Source organism: Flavobacterium sp., assembly GCF_039932285.1.
GTDB lineage: Bacteria > Bacteroidota > Bacteroidia > Flavobacteriales > Flavobacteriaceae > Flavobacterium.
Map to the genome: position 1 here is coordinate 98,075 of NZ_JBDTQE010000001.1, position 15,274 is coordinate 113,348.

The following is a 15,274-nucleotide window of genomic DNA, read 5'->3' on the forward strand; positions in this document are numbered from 1 at the left end:
AAAATAAAAATCAAAAAAAGATCGATTATTCTCGATAAAAAACCCGTTTTACTCTGCCAGAAATACTGGTCAATATTTCGTAAGGAATTGTATTTATAGCTTTTGCAATGGTTGTTACTGATGGATTTTTACCAAAAATAATCACTTCATTTCCTTCAAAACAATTAATTTCGGTTACATCGACCATGAGCATATCCATACAAACACTTCCTACAATTGTTGCTTTTTGATCATTAATTAGGACATAACCAACTCCGTTTCCCCATGCACGAGAAATTCCGTCGGCATAACCAATAGGGATTGTGGCAATTTTTGTTGGTTTTTCCGCCATAAAGCGGCGACTATAACCTACACTTTCACCAATGTTTAAAGTACGTATTTGTGAAATTATCGATTTTAGTGTTCCTACATTTTCCAACTCTTTTGTTTCTTGTTCGTCATTAGAAACGCCATACAAACCGATTCCTAATCGAACCATATCAAATTGTGCTTTTGGATAATTACTTATTCCTGAAGTGTTTGAAATATGACGAATAGGATCTATTTTCAGGTCTGTCTTGATTTTACTAGATATTGTATCAAAATCCGAAATTTGTTTTTTTGTAAAAATATCTTGTTTTAAATCATCGCTGGCAGCTAAATGTGATAAAATACTTTTTACCTGAATTGAATTGTTTTTTTGCAGAATTGCAATGAGTTCAGGGATGATTTCATCATCAAAACCCAACCGATTCATCCCTGTATTTATCTTAATATGAATGGGATAATTAACGAGTTCTTTCTGTTCCGCAATTTTTATAAATGCTTTTAAACCTCGAATACTATAAATTTCGGGTTCTAAATGGTATTGAATGATAGATGAGAAACTGGTCATTTCGGGATTTAACACCATAATAGGCAATTGGATTCCTTCTTGACGGAGTTCGATTCCTTCATCGGCAAAAGCCACACCAAGATAATCTACTTTATGATGAGCTAGGAGTTTTGCAATTTCAAATCCGCCACTTCCATAACCAAAGGCTTTCACCATAACCATAATTTTGGTTTTTGGATTCAGTTTCGATTTGTAGTAATTTAAATTGTGACTTATGGCATTCAAATTAATTTCTAATACTGTTTCGTGTGTTTTTTCTTCGAGTACCGTTACAATTTTTTCGAATTGAAAATGACGAGAACCTTTTATCAATATAGTTTCATTCGCAAAATCTAAATTTTCAAAATCGGCAATAAAATGGTCTGTTGAAACATAAGAAATGACATTGAGAAACTTGTTTTTATATTTAGAAATTACCTCTCCAATACAAATTACTCTATTTATTTTATTTGAAATAATAAGTTGTGAAACACGAGCGTACAAATCTTCATTTTCTAATCCTGATTGATAAATATCAGATAAAATAAGTGTTTTCTTTAAATGTTGTTTTTGGTTTTCAATAAAATCTAAGGCAATTTTTAATGACTGAAAATCAGCACTATAACTATCATCAATCAAAGTGCAATTATTAATTCCATTTTTGACTTTCAATCGCATTTCGACAGGAAATAATTGGCTTACCCGATGCTCGATTGTATCCAAATCATATTTCAAATATAACATTGTCAAGATACAATGCATGCTATTTTCTAGTGAAGCTTCGTCGGTAAATGGAATTTTTATTTTAAAACATTTATCCTTATTTGTAATATTTAAAATCGAATAATCATCGAAGGTTTTCTTCTGAAAAAAAACATCGGCAGATTGATCATTTGTACTCCAAGTAAAGGTTTTAATCTCTTTATTTATAAATGCTTCGATAGTTTTATTCTTATTCAGAATTAAAACATCAACATTAGTAAATAGTTTGAGTTTTTCTTTTATTTTTTCCGAAATATCACAAAAACCTTCATCATGAGCGGTTCCTATATTGGTTAAAATTCCAATGCTTGGTTGAATTATCTTCTGAAGATTTTCCATTTCTCCTTTGGTAGAAATACCCGCTTCAAAAATTCCAAAATTATGATTTTCATTAATCCCAATTACTGATAGTGGAACACCAACTTGCGAATTGTAACTTTTTGGACTTCTAATAATATTATAATCAGGACTTAAAAGAAAATTAAGCCATTCTTTTACAATGGTTTTTCCGTTACTTCCTGTAATTCCTATTACTGGAAAATGAAATAAATTACGGTAATAACTGGCAAATTTTTGTAAAGCAACGAGTGTGTTATTTACAATTAAAAAATTTGCTTTATCCTTCAATTCGTTTGGAATATGAGTTACAACAAAGTTTTTGACGCCTTTAGATATTAAATCTTCAACATAAATATGAGCGTCATTATTAGGCCCAACTAATGCAAAAAATAAAGTATTCTCGTTGTTTTGTAAAGAACGACTGTCTATAGATATATTGTTGAAATAAATAGTTGAATCAATACCTTGAAAATCGGCATTTAGAATCGGCATTATATGGTGTAAGGATATCGTCAATTGGTCTAATTATTTTTCTTTTGATAAATGTTCGGCATCTTTTACAATCATATTCTCACGCATCGCATTATAATAGGCAGCACGACTTAACGGCTCATATTCTTCGGTTTCGCCAAGCATTACGAGTTTGTCATTATCGGTTTTACGAAAACTATAATTGGCAAGATTTCCTGTGCGAGTACAAACAGCGTGTACTTTTGTAACATATTCGGCAGTTGCCATAAGTGCTGGCATGGGGCCAAAAGGATTTCCTTTAAAATCCATATCCAATCCAGCGACGATTACTCTAATTCCAGAATTGGCAAGATCATTACAAATTTTGACAATCTCATCATCAAAAAACTGGGCTTCATCAATCCCTACAACATCACAACCTTGTGCCAAAATCGCAATATTGGCGGCGGCCGGAACAGGAGTAGAGCGAATTTCGTTTTTATTGTGCGAAACTACCATTTCTTCATCGTATCTGGTATCGATAGATGGCTTAAAGATTTCGACTTTTTGTTTGGCAAATTGTGCTCTTTTCAATCTGCGAATTAATTCTTCGGTTTTGCCCGAAAACATCGATCCGCAAATAACTTCAATCCAACCAAACTGCTCTTTATGATTTACTGTATTTTCGAGAAACATTTTTTATTTTTATAACGATAAAAATGAATAGTTTTTATTACTTTGTAACAGAACAAATTTATTAAAAAAGAAAAGCTTTATCGAGTATAATTTTAAAAGTTATGAAATAATTATTAAAATAACTTTTGTATGAATAAATGTAGTACCAATAATTATTACATGTTCCGAAATATAAAAATATAGAATACACATGAAAAAAAAGTTAGAGGCCGAATTAATTAGCATTGCGCACCGAATTTTACAACTAAAACACAAAGAAGATGTTCGTGAATTGCACCACGAAACTCAAAAATTATACGAAAAATTGTCTGTTTTACTATTTGTAGAAGAACATTTTGGCGAAACAAAACCTACCATTGGTTTGCATGATATAGAAGTTATAATTGAAAAAGCATTCGATTTTGATGAGAAAATTCCAACTGTAAAAGCTAAAGATGAGGAAATCATCATTCATGATATAAATGAAGAAGTTTCTCTTGTAAAAGCAGAAGCAGTCGTTGTTCCAGAAACAAAAGTAACGGTTGAAGAACCAAAAGATGTGATTGAAGAACCAAAAATAATAATAGAAGAATCTCCGATTATCGAAATTCCTAAGCCTGAAAAAAAGCAAGTTTCGATAGATGATTTTTTAAGTAATATGCAACCAGAACCTGTTTTTGAAAGAGTTTCTAATGTAAAAAAAACAGAAGATTCTGTAATTCCAGTTGAAATTTCAAAAATTATAGAGGATAAAATTGAAGAAAAAGTTGTTATTCCAGAGGTGAAAATTGAAACAGAAATTATTTTCGAAAAAGCAGAACCTAAACCTGCTATAAATCTTAATGATAAACTGAACAAAACTGTCAATATTGGTTTGAATGACAAATTGGCTTTCGAAAAACAATTATTCGACGGAAGTCCGGAAGACTTTAATCGCGTAGTTTCACAAATATCTACTTTCGATTCACTAGAAGATGCTAAAAATTTTATTGATGAAATGGTGAAACCAGATTATAACGATTGGAAAGGAAAAGAAGAATTTGCAGATCGTTTTATGGAATTTGTAGCCAGTAAATTCGTGTAAATGGGAAAATTATATCTTGTTCCAACACCAATTGGTAATCTCGAAGACATGACTTTTCGTGCCATTCGTGTGCTCAAAGAAGTCGATTTGATTCTTGCGGAAGATACGCGCACAAGCGGAAAACTCCTAAAGCATTTTGAGATTTCGACACACATGCACAGTCACCACATGCATAACGAACACAAAACTATAGAGAATATTATAAAACGCATACAAACAGGCGAAAATATTGCGCTAATTTCCGATGCAGGAACGCCAGCCATTTCAGATCCAGGTTTTTTGCTCACTCGAGCTTGTGTCGAGAATAATATAGAAGTAGATTGTTTGCCAGGCGCAACTGCCTTTGTTCCCGCATTGGTAAATAGTGGTTTTCCTAATGATAAGTTTATTTTTGAAGGGTTTTTACCCGAAAAAAAAGGACGTCAAACCCGTTATTTGGCTTTAGCGGAAGAAACAAGAACCATGATTTTATATGTTTCTCCACACAAATTAGTAAAAACATTAGGCGAATTTGTCCAGTATTTTGGTGCCGAAAGACCCGTTTCTGTTTCTAGAGAAATATCTAAATTGCATGAAGAAACCATTCGCGGAACTGCTGATGAAGTTTTGAAACATTTTGAAACAAAACCACCAAAAGGAGAAATTGTAGTGATTGTAGGTGGGAAAATCTCGGTAAAAGAAAAAAAAGAAGGCAAATATGATAATGAAGATTAGATTGAACCAAATTGATTATTGATTCAGTTTAAATCACTTTAGAGATAGATTATTTAATGAAAGAAAAATATACACAAGTTACAATCAAAATTTTAATTTGTATTCCTATATTCTTTAGTTTGTTCATTGTTGATCAATTGATTTTACCACAAAAACAAATTAATGATAAAATAACTGCTTACAGTCAAATTATAATTAGTCATCGTAATAGATATAGTATTAGTAGTACTAAAGAATTCGTTGGTAATAAGTTTTACACTGAAAAAGGTTATGAGTTTTCAATAAGAAAAACATTTATTGAAGAAAACGATATAACAATTGGAAAAAGTTATATTTTTCAAAACATTAATTCGATTAAATCTAAAAGTACAGATTATTCTGATAAATTAATGTCAGGTCTAAATGGAGCTTGTTTTTACTTTATATTAGGCTTAACAATAACTACTATAATTAGCTTACTTATGCTTAAATTCAATAAAAAATTATCTGAAAATGGTTTCCAAAATATCATCTTGATTAACACATTTTTGGCGCTAATAGCGTTATATGTATTCTCAATTTATAACTGAAAATTTAAAAAAGTTTTACAACAGCCGTTTCGCTCAAATAATTTATTCCACTTCCAAATCCACAAACGAAAAAGTATTCCCGCTAAACAAACCTTTATCAGATAATTTCAAATCAGGAATTACTAGAAGTGCCATAAACGAAAGTGTCATAAATGGCGCTTTTAGATTGCTTCCTAAATCTTTTGCCATGGCATCAATTTCTTGGTATAATTTTCCAGTTTCCCAACCATCTTTATCACTCATAATTCCGGCTACGGGCAAGGCTAATGATGTGTTTTTATTGCCATTTACAGCACAAATTCCGCCACTGTTTTTTATAATTAAATTTACTGCATTACAAATCTCTTCGTCCGATGTTCCTACTACCACAATATTATGGCAATCATGGGCTACGGAACTTGCAATAGCGCCTTTTTTTAAACCAAAATTTTTAATAAAAGCGACTGCCGGTTTGGTATTATAATATCGGTTTACAACTGCCATTTTCAGTATATCATTCTCTATATTTGAAACGAGTTTTCCGCTTTCGATAAATGAATTATGATGAATTTCGTTGGTAATTAATTGTCCTTCTAAAGCTTCAATGACTCTAATTTTCGAAGCTGAACTTGGGATTTCGAAATCACTAATTTCCTTTTCGGTAATGTTAAAGTTATTTGGCGTTTCAAAATCAACATGTTTTACGAATGATTGTCCGTTTTGAGCAACCAACTCACCATTTATGTAGGTTTCATTTACTTTAAAATTGATTAAATCTTCTACAACAATAAAATCGGCAGCGTCATTTTCTTTCAACAAACCCACCTTCATTTTGTAATGATTTACTGGATTTACACAAGCTACTTGTAAGATTTTAAAAATATCCATTCCTTTTGCCACAGCACGAGCACAAAGCAAATTAATATGTCCTAAAATTAAATCATCGGGATGTTTGTCATCAGAACAAAACATCATGTTTTCGTAATTTTCTGGAAGTAAATCGATCAAGGCTTCAAAGTTTTTGGCAGCACTTCCTTCACGAATAATAACTTTCATGCCAAGTGATAATTTTTCTTGCGCTTCATCATAAGTAAAACACTCATGATCGGTTGTAATTCCTGCCGAAATATATTTTTTAATAGGTTCTCCTCGCAATCCTGGCGCATGACCATCAACAGGTTTATTGAAATGCTTTGCCCAAGCAATTTTCTTCAAAACTTCTTCGTCATTAAACAAAACACCAGGATAATTCATCATTTCCGACAAATAATAAATATCTGGGGAAGCCATCAATTCTTTAATTTCTTCAGAATCGATAATGGCTCCCGCTGTTTCAAAAGCAGTTGCAGGAACGCAAGACGGAGCGCCAAAATGAAATTTTAAGGGCACTTTTTTCCCGTTTTCAATCATATAGTAAACACCTTCTTTTCCCAGTACATTGGCAATTTCGTGCGGATCAGAAATAGTAGCAACCGTTCCGTGAAGTACAGCCAATTTTGCAAATTCAGAAGGAACAAGCATAGAACTTTCGATATGAATGTGAGCATCGATAAATCCTGGAAGAATAAAGTTTTTTACCTCATGATTTTTCTCAATTATCGAAACAATCTTACCGTTTTCAATGGTAATTTCTCCCGAATAAATTCGTTTGTTTTCTATATCAACAATTTGTCCTTGAATCTGCATTTGGTTTATTTTAAATAAAGTAATAAAAGCCAAAAGTAACACCATTTTTTATTTTTGTCACTTTATTATTCGATGTTTTACCCTAAATTTGTTTTTATATACGACGATAATTATAATTTCTAATCCGTAATTAACTATGCGCTGGACAATAAAGCCAAAACCTGCTGAAGAAAAAGTCAAACATTTGGCGCAAGCCTTGAATATTGAAGATTTTGTTGCTTCCTTGTTAATCCAACGCGGAATTGAAACGTATGATGAAGCCAAAGCATTTTTTCGTCCTAGTTTGGCTGATTTGCACAATCCTTATTTGATGAAAGATATGGATAAAGCGGTCGAAAGAATAGAAAAAGCCATTGCCAACAACGAAAACATCATGGTTTTTGGCGATTATGATGTCGACGGAACAACTGCAGTTTCTTTAGTTTCGTCTTATTTAAAATCCTATTATAAAAATGTAGCCACTTATATTCCTGATCGTTACGACGAAGGTTACGGAATTTCGTATAAAGGAATCGATTATGCCGATGATAACAGTATTACACTTATTATTGCACTAGATTGTGGTATAAAATCAACAGATCATGTGGTATATGCCAAAGAAAGAAACATCGATTTTATTATTTGTGATCACCACCGTCCAGGCGAATTTTTGCCTGAAGCCGTTGCTGTTTTAGATCCAAAACGAGAAGATTGTACTTATCCTTACGACGAACTTTGCGGTTGTGGCGTTGGTTTTAAACTCATACAAGCTTTAGGCCAAAACCGAAACCAAACGATAGAAGATTTTATTCCGTATTTAGACTTAGTAGCCACAGCCATTGCTGCCGATATTGTTCCTATGACGGGTGAAAACAGGGTTTTGGCAAAATTCGGGTTGGAAGTTATTAATACCAATCCAAGACCAGGAATTCAGGCTTTGGTTCAGAATTTGAAGAAGAAAGTTTTAACAATTACCGATGTAGTTTTTATAATTGCACCAAGAATCAATGCTGCAGGAAGAATAAAACATGGTAATTATGCAGTCGAATTGTTAACTGAATTTGATTTGTCACAAGCAGAAGAATTTGCTTCACAAATAGAAATTTTTAATGCCGACAGGAAAGATTTAGACAAACAAATCACCCAAGAAGCATTGGTTCAGATTGAAACAAATGATGAAAGCAACAAATTTACAACGGTCGTTTATCAGGAAGATTGGCACAAAGGAGTTATCGGAATTGTGGCTTCAAGACTGATAGAAACACATTATAAACCAACGATTGTTTTTACAAAAAGTGGCGATAAATTGGCTGCTTCGGCACGTTCTGTCAAGGATTTTGATATTTATAATGCCTTAGAATCTAGTGCGGAATATCTAGAACAATTTGGCGGGCACATGTATGCTGCAGGAATGACTCTAAAAGAAGAAAATTACGAAGCTTTCAAAAATAAATTTGAAGAAGTGGTTAAAGATAGTATTCATCCGGATTTACTTATTCCTGAAATTGCTATTGATGCTGAAATTAATTTATCAGATATAAACGAAAAACTAGTTAGAATTTTAAAGCAATTTGAACCCTTTGGTCCACAAAATATGACCCCTATTTTTATTTCAAAAAATATAAAAGATACGGGCTATGGAAAAACGTTGGGTAAAGAAGAAGAACATCTAAGATTGTTTGTAAAACAAGGTAATAGTGAAGGTTTTGCTGCGATTGGTTTTAATTTATCACAAAAAATGGATTGCATTACCAATAATAAACCATTTGATGCCGTATATTGTATCGATGAAAACGAATGGAACGGAAACGTAAATTTACAACTGAGGTTGAGAGATATAAAATAGCTGAATCAATTTTAAATGAAATATACTTTAGAAGGAGAAGAAACAGAAAGATTAAAGTTTAGGTTGCTAAATGAAAAAGATTTTGATATTTGGATAGAATTATTTGAAGATATTGAAGTTTGTAAATTTTTGGGCGTAGACAAAATAAAAACACCAAAAGAAAGGTGTAAACTTTGGTTCGAAATGACATTTGAAAGATATAGAGATGATTTGGGCGGAGCAAACGTTTTATTAGACAAACTCACAAATGAAATTGTTGGACATTGTGGACTTATAGTTCGAAAAATTGAAAACAAAAAGGAAATAGAAATTGCATATTCAATTTTGCCAGAACATAGAAAAAAAGGTTTTGCAGCAGAATCAACTAAAAAGTGTAAAGATTTTGCATTTGAGAATGATTTTTCTCAAAGTTTAATTTCAATAATTAACACAGAAAATATTAATTCAGAAAAAGTTGCAAAAAATAATGGAATGAGAAATGATAAAACAACAGAATATAAAGAAATGGCAGTAAATATTTATCGAATAGATATTGCTGAATGGAAAATGAGTAAATAGTGTTGAATCGAATAAAATATTTTTTTTGTTTTCTAAACATCTGTAAAAACTAAAATAAAAATGAAAAACATATATATTATACTAATGATTCTAATAGCAATAGCCTTGTTTTGGAATCAGAATACCGTAAAACCAAGTCTTTGGATTAAAATTACAGGAATAGTTTTATTCTTTTTGGGTATGATGAGGTTAAGTGCAAAAACGCCAAGTAAAAATCAAGATAACGAAGAATAATGTTTGCAAAAGGAGATAATATTTCGGTTTTAGACGATGCTATAAATGGTGTTGTACTAAAAGTGAGTGGAAAAATAGTAACTATTGAAACCGAAGATGGTTTTGAACTCGATTATAACGAAAAAGAACTTATTTTGATAGAATCTACTAGCGATTTGATGAAAAATATTTCTAAAACTAATTTTTCATCGGTAGCAAAAGAAAAGGAAATTCCCAAACCAAGAAGTTTTGTCAAGGAGAAAAAATCTAAAAAAGAAGAATTTGTTCTCGAAATAGATTTACATATTGAAAAACTGGTTCCTAACAAACGAGGAATGAGTAATTATGACATTCTAAACATTCAAACCGAAACTGTAAAACGCCAAATGGATTTTGCACTTCGTAACCGAATTCCCAAAGTAGTTTTTATACACGGAGTAGGCGAGGGCGTGCTAAAATCGGAACTTGATTTTTTATTAGGACGTTACGAAAATATTACTTTCCAAGATGCAAATTACCAGAAATATGGCGTCGGAGCCACTGAGGTTTATTTTATTCAGAAGAAAGGTAGTTTATAAAGTTGTCACATATTCGCCAAAAACAAAATTATCGTTCGTTGGGTAAATATATGTTAGAATTCCTTTTTTGAAAGTTGTTTTGTATAAAGTAATGGTATGTTTAAAGTGAGTTGCATCAATTGCAACAGTTTCTACACTTATAATACCGCTAGTTGCTGCCACACCATCTTCAGCAATCCATTCTTCAGTAAGTGTTGGAGTAGAAGGCGTAATTGCAGCACAGAAAAAATTAGTATTCAAACTTCCACTATACACTCTATAAACAACTTTGTTCGTTGTAGTATTTATTAAAGCAGTTCTAGGTGAACCAATTGGAGTTACGGCATTGGTAAATAATAAAGGATCTACATCTAATAATAAAGCATTGTTATTATGGTATTTAAATATTAAATTATTTCCACCACAATTTTGTGTTGTGTCAAGAGAATAATCGAAATTTAAGTTAACAATCTCAGTTCTATAACTTCCAAAAGTGTAAGAATCATAAACTATTTGTTTATCTGGAGTTACAAATGTTATGTTTTTAAAAATAATATTGTGGTTGTAAGCAACAACAGTAGTTCCGTTAGTGTCAAAAATTTTAGTTGTTGTAATTTCGGCAGTTCCTCCAGTTACGGTCCATTCTTCTAAAACAGGAATGGTTGGGGTATCGCAAATATTACTTGTTGAAGTAGCTGTCGCAAATTTTCTGTAAGTTAAAGAAGTAGCGCCACCAATAGATACTACTCTAGGTGTACCAACTACGGTTTCGGTATTAGGAAAATTGGTTTCAGGAGTATTAAAAATTAAAGCTTCTACATCATTAATTTTATATAAAACATTTGAATCACTACATTTTTGAACTGTTGCGTTCTCGAAAACGAAATTCTCGGTAATTAAATCACCATCATCACAACTTGTTAATAATAAAACACTTATAAATATAGTTAGGAAATATTTCATTGTCATAAATTTTAAACAAAAATAATATTTTTAATTACTAATGAAAGCTTTATTATTCAATTTAAGAAAAATTAAACATTATTGTTATATTTGAGGAAACTAAACCAAAATAAAATTTAGATATTTATGACATCCGAATCACACAAAACCAACTATCCCGCACTTTATACATTAATTACAGTATTTTTCTTTTGGGGATTTATAGCTGCTGGTAATAGTATATTTATACCTTTTTGTAAAAGTTATTTTTCACTAGACCAATTTCAATCACAACTAATAGATTTTGCATTTTATACTGCCTATTATATTGGTGCATTGCTTTTGTTTGCACTTGGTGATATAAGCGGAAAAGATATTGTTGGAAAATGGGGTTACAAGAAAAGTATTGTTTACGGATTATTATTTTCAGCGCTTGGTGCGGGAGCAATGATTGTTGCTGTAGAAGCTAATGTTTATGCGGGTATGCTTTTAGGATTGTTCATTGTTGCATTAGGTTTTTCATTACAACAAACAGCTGCCAATCCGTTTGCAATTTTATTAGGTGATCCAAAAACGGGAGCAAGTAGAGTAAATCTTGGGGGAGGAATAAACTCACTAGGAACTACAATAGGGCCTATTATTGTTGCATTGGCATTATTTGGCACAGCAGCATCAGTAACGGAAGAACAAATAAAATTGCTTGAATTAAATAAAGTAGTTATTCTATATGTTTGTGTTGGTTTGTTATTTGTAGCATCAGCAGCATTATTTTATTTTTCTAAAAAAGTACCTGAAGGGATTTATAATGAACCAATGGAAAAAGCAAATAAAGCTTTACGTACACTAATTGTCATGACCATTCTTTTAGCTGCTTGTTTTGTACCAATTTTTAAATCATATCAAACGGATTTGACAGGATTAAGTGAACAAGCAATTGCAGATTTACAATCATACAGAATTAAATTTTTAGTATTGGCTTTACTTGTTGTTTTAGGTGGAATATTCTTTTCTTATGTATCTGCTCAAAAAAAGTCAGAAGGTTGGGGTGCTATGCAATACCCACAATTGGTTTTAGGAATGTTAGCCATTTTTACTTACGTTGGTGTAGAAGTTGCTATTGGAAGTAATTTGGGGGAATTATTAAAGTTAAAAGATTTTGGAAGTTTAGCTTCTTCGGATATTGCACCTTATGTTTCTATGTATTGGGGAAGTTTAATGATTGGTCGTTGGGCAGGAGCTATTTCGGTATTTAATTTACAAGGTTCAAAAAAGACAATTGCTTTAATTGTTGTTCCAATACTTGCTTTTGGAATTATTTTAGGTGTAAATATCATTTCAGGGAAAGATATGAAACCATTATATTATTATGTAGTTTGCGTTCTTATACAAATTTGCGCTTTCTTTTTAAGTAAAGACAAACCTGCAAGAACACTAATGATTTTTGGAAGTTTTGGTATTATAGCCATGCTAATTGGTTTGTCTACGACTGGAACAGTTGCTATTTATGCTTTTTTATCAGGAGGATTAGCATGTAGCATTATGTGGCCATCTATTTTTAGTTTATCTATTATTGGATTAGGAAAATATACTTCTCAAGGTTCTGCATTTTTAGTAATGATGATTCTTGGTGGAGGAATTATACCACCAATACAAGGTAAATTATCTGATATTATTGGAATTCATCAATCATACATTGTTGCAGTAGTTTGTTTTGCCTATTTAACATTGTTTGCCGTTTTAGTAAAAGGAATTTTGAAAAAACAGAATATAGATGTTGATGCTATAGAAGCTGAAGCAAGCCACTAAGAAAATTCTTAAAAATATATTAAATAAAAAAAATCGGAGAAAGGTAATTTAGTACTTTTGCTCCGAATTTTTTTATATGCAAATCAACAAATATTATTTATCGGCATTATCATCCTTCGTAATTTGGGGTTTTTTTAGTTTAGCACTAAAACCATTACATAATTATCCATCATTAGATATTCTATTTTACAGGGTTTTTTATGCAACGGGATTGTTACTTATGATTAATCTTTTGTTCCGAAAAGAAAAGCTAAAAATTGATTGGAAATCATTCATAATTTTACAAAAAAGCGAAAAAATAAAAACACTTTTACTCACTATTCTTGGCGGATTTTTACTCATATTAAATTGGTTTTTATTCATGTATGCCGTAAATCATGTTAGCCTAAAATCGGCATCATTTGCATATCTAATTTGTCCTATTGTCACCACTATTTTAGCGTATTTTATTCTCAAAGAAAAGCTCAGCAAATGGCAATGGTTTTCAGTATTCTTGTGTGTAATTAGTTGTGGAATATTATCTTACGGAGATCTAAACGGACTTATTTATAGTTTAATAATCGCCATTTCCTTTGCATTATACTTAATAAGTCAAAGAAAAAATAATAAGTTCGATAGGTTTGTAGTGTTAACGGTTCAATTGCTAATAGCATCGATAGTATTATTGCCATTTTTTCCTGTTTATCGAGGAGAAACGCCAACAGAATCAATTTTTTATATTCTCATGATTGTAATTGTGGTGTTATTTACAATTATTCCTTTATTCTTAAACTTGTTTGCTCTGAAAGGTATTAATTCTTCAGCAGTTGGGATCTTAATGTACACGAATCCATTGATTAATTTCTTATTGGCAATATTTTATTTTAAAGAAGAAATCAATTTAACACAAATTGTTTCGTATTCATTGATTTTGATTTCTGTGGTTATTTTTAATGAGAAATTTTTCTTTAGAAAGTTTAACAAAAAAGAGAAGTAATAGTTTTTGAAATTTTTACTCAATCAATGTTTTTTGTCTTTTTATGATTGAATCTATTTCGGACTGTTCTTCTGGGTAATCATAACCATCATCTCTTTTGTCTTTTTCATCTTTGTTTACAAAAGCAATTATGCTTTCTCTCATACAGTATATCCTTCTTTTTCCAAGTTTATATGACACTATACCATTTTCATCAATACTTAACTCAATAGTTTGTGGGTTTGTCTTATTACGAATAAAATAATTGATTAAGGTTATAGGATAGCTATTTATTTCTGTTTTTACTTTGGTCTCTACTTCAATAATCTGCGAAGGATTTGTTTTTTTACTTTTTGTATTTAGTGTTTTAATAGTATACTTACCTTCTTGCACTAAAGTTATATAATAGTCAGATTTGTTTACTGAGGTTAGGTCTCCTATTTTCTCAAAATCTTTTATAACGTCTTTGGCATCAATCATTTTTCCTTTTTCAAAAAAGTCAACGCCATGATCTTCTAAAACTGATTCCGATTCTGTTTTCAAGTAAGAATGTATTAATAAGGGTTTGTTTTGAGAATAAACCAAAGAAGAAAATCCAATAAGAATTAGTAGTATATATTGCTTCATGAAATTTGTTTAATGCAAATATAATTAATTTAAGTCATATTAGAAATCGTTTAAAAATGACACCTTGTCATATCATTTTTATTAAAAACTGACAATTACATTACTTTTGTTTATTGGCACAAAACTTGACTATAGCAACTTAAGTTATTAAAAACGAATTACTCAATAATTAAATATAATAAAAATGGGAAAGATTATCGGAATCGATTTAGGTACAACAAACTCTTGCGTATCTGTAATGGAAGGTCAAGAAGCAGTAGTAATTCCTAATGCTGAAGGTAAAAGAACAACACCATCTATCATTGCGTTTGTAGAAGGTGGAGAAATTAAAGTAGGAGATCCTGCCAAAAGACAAGCGGTTACAAACCCAACTAAAACGGTTGCATCTATCAAACGTTTTATGGGACATTCTTTCGGAGAAATTACCGAAGAAGCAAAAAGAGTACCTTATTCAGTTGTAAAAGGAGACAACAATACACCACGTGTGGATATTGATGGTCGTTTATATTCTGCTCAAGAATTGTCAGCTATGACACTTCAAAAAATGAAAAAAACAGCTGAAGACTATTTAGGTCAAACAGTTACAGAAGCAGTTATTACTGTTCCTGCTTACTTTAATGATGCACAACGTCAAGCTACAAAAGAAGCTGGAGAAATTGCAGGTCTTAAAGTAATGAGAA

General features: G+C 31.3%; 15 protein-coding genes. 10 read left to right on the forward strand and 5 right to left on the reverse strand.

From position 1 onward, the window contains the following. Positions 1-25 precede the first annotated feature (25 nt). Both ABI549_RS00515 and ABI549_RS00520 read right to left on the reverse strand, forming a co-directional pair. Positions 26-2,470 carry a bifunctional UDP-N-acetylmuramoyl-tripeptide:D-alanyl-D-alanine ligase/alanine racemase gene (locus ABI549_RS00515; protein ID WP_348074486.1) on the reverse strand — a complete coding sequence of 815 codons (2,445 nt, stop codon included), beginning with the start codon at positions 2,468-2,470 and terminating at the stop codon, positions 26-28. A 9-nt stretch (positions 2,471-2,479) separates the two neighbouring features. Further along, a complete protein-coding gene (locus ABI549_RS00520) occupies positions 2,480-3,100 on the reverse strand; it encodes a thymidine kinase (RefSeq protein WP_348074487.1) in 621 nt (206 codons plus the stop codon). Between the two features lie 190 nt (positions 3,101-3,290). Between ABI549_RS00520 and ABI549_RS00525 the strand changes: the two genes are divergently transcribed. The 3 genes from ABI549_RS00525 to ABI549_RS00535 are packed head-to-tail and all read left to right on the forward strand — an operon-like array spanning position 3,291 to position 5,446. Then, on the forward strand, positions 3,291-4,163 hold the full coding sequence (locus ABI549_RS00525) for a hypothetical protein (protein ID WP_348074488.1): 873 nt from the start codon (positions 3,291-3,293) through the stop codon (positions 4,161-4,163). Further along, a complete protein-coding gene (gene rsmI, locus ABI549_RS00530) occupies positions 4,164-4,877 on the forward strand; it encodes a 16S rRNA (cytidine(1402)-2'-O)-methyltransferase (protein WP_348074489.1) in 714 nt (237 codons plus the stop codon). Between the two features lie 56 nt (positions 4,878-4,933). Beyond that, the gene (locus ABI549_RS00535; RefSeq protein ID WP_348074490.1) at positions 4,934-5,446 is read left to right on the forward strand and encodes a hypothetical protein; all 513 of its coding nucleotides are present in this window, start codon (positions 4,934-4,936) and stop codon (positions 5,444-5,446) included. 42 nt (positions 5,447-5,488) lie between these two features. Here the strand turns inward: ABI549_RS00535 and ade are convergent, their stop codons facing one another. After that, a complete protein-coding gene (gene ade / locus ABI549_RS00540; protein ID WP_348074491.1) occupies positions 5,489-7,111 on the reverse strand; it encodes an adenine deaminase in 1,623 nt (540 codons plus the stop codon). 136 nt (positions 7,112-7,247) lie between these two features. On the opposite strand from ade, the gene recJ reads away from it, so the two are divergent. From recJ to ABI549_RS00560, 4 genes are read left to right on the forward strand one after another with little or no spacing between them, the layout of a single operon-like run. After that, positions 7,248-8,936: a single-stranded-DNA-specific exonuclease RecJ gene (recJ, locus tag ABI549_RS00545; RefSeq protein WP_348074492.1), complete on the forward strand. Its 1,689-nt coding sequence runs from the start codon at positions 7,248-7,250 to the stop codon at positions 8,934-8,936. 15 nt (positions 8,937-8,951) lie between these two features. Beyond that, positions 8,952-9,494 (forward strand): GNAT family N-acetyltransferase, encoded by a 543-nt coding sequence (locus tag ABI549_RS00550; protein WP_348074493.1) that lies wholly within the window; start codon positions 8,952-8,954, stop codon positions 9,492-9,494. A gap of 60 nt (positions 9,495-9,554) precedes the next feature. Further along, a complete protein-coding gene (locus ABI549_RS00555; RefSeq protein ID WP_348074494.1) occupies positions 9,555-9,728 on the forward strand; it encodes a hypothetical protein in 174 nt (57 codons plus the stop codon). After that, positions 9,728-10,285, forward strand: a complete 558-nt coding sequence (locus tag ABI549_RS00560) for a Smr/MutS family protein (RefSeq protein ID WP_348074495.1) — start codon at positions 9,728-9,730, stop codon at positions 10,283-10,285. Before ABI549_RS00555 ends, ABI549_RS00560 begins: the two co-directional genes overlap by 1 nt. On the opposite strand, the gene ABI549_RS00565 is transcribed toward ABI549_RS00560, so the two are convergent. Beyond that, positions 10,280-11,227 (reverse strand): hypothetical protein, encoded by a 948-nt coding sequence (locus tag ABI549_RS00565; protein WP_348074496.1) that lies wholly within the window; start codon positions 11,225-11,227, stop codon positions 10,280-10,282. The genes ABI549_RS00560 and ABI549_RS00565 overlap by 6 nt on opposite strands. Before the next feature lie 126 nt (positions 11,228-11,353). Here ABI549_RS00565 and ABI549_RS00570 point away from each other — a divergent pair, with 126 nt between their 5' ends. Continuing rightward, positions 11,354-13,012 carry an MFS transporter gene (locus ABI549_RS00570; RefSeq protein ID WP_348074497.1) on the forward strand — a complete coding sequence of 553 codons (1,659 nt, stop codon included), beginning with the start codon at positions 11,354-11,356 and terminating at the stop codon, positions 13,010-13,012. Between the two features lie 76 nt (positions 13,013-13,088). Then, positions 13,089-13,988, forward strand: a complete 900-nt coding sequence (locus ABI549_RS00575) for an EamA family transporter (protein WP_348074498.1) — start codon at positions 13,089-13,091, stop codon at positions 13,986-13,988. Positions 13,989-14,003: 15 nt separating this feature from the next. Here the strand turns inward: ABI549_RS00575 and ABI549_RS00580 are convergent, their stop codons facing one another. Further along, the gene (locus ABI549_RS00580; protein ID WP_348074499.1) at positions 14,004-14,594 is read right to left on the reverse strand and encodes a hypothetical protein; all 591 of its coding nucleotides are present in this window, start codon (positions 14,592-14,594) and stop codon (positions 14,004-14,006) included. Between the two features lie 184 nt (positions 14,595-14,778). Between ABI549_RS00580 and ABI549_RS00585 the strand changes: the two genes are divergently transcribed. After that, positions 14,779-15,274 (forward strand): Hsp70 family protein (locus tag ABI549_RS00585; protein WP_348074500.1); only part of this gene is annotated, 496 nt, incomplete at its 3' end.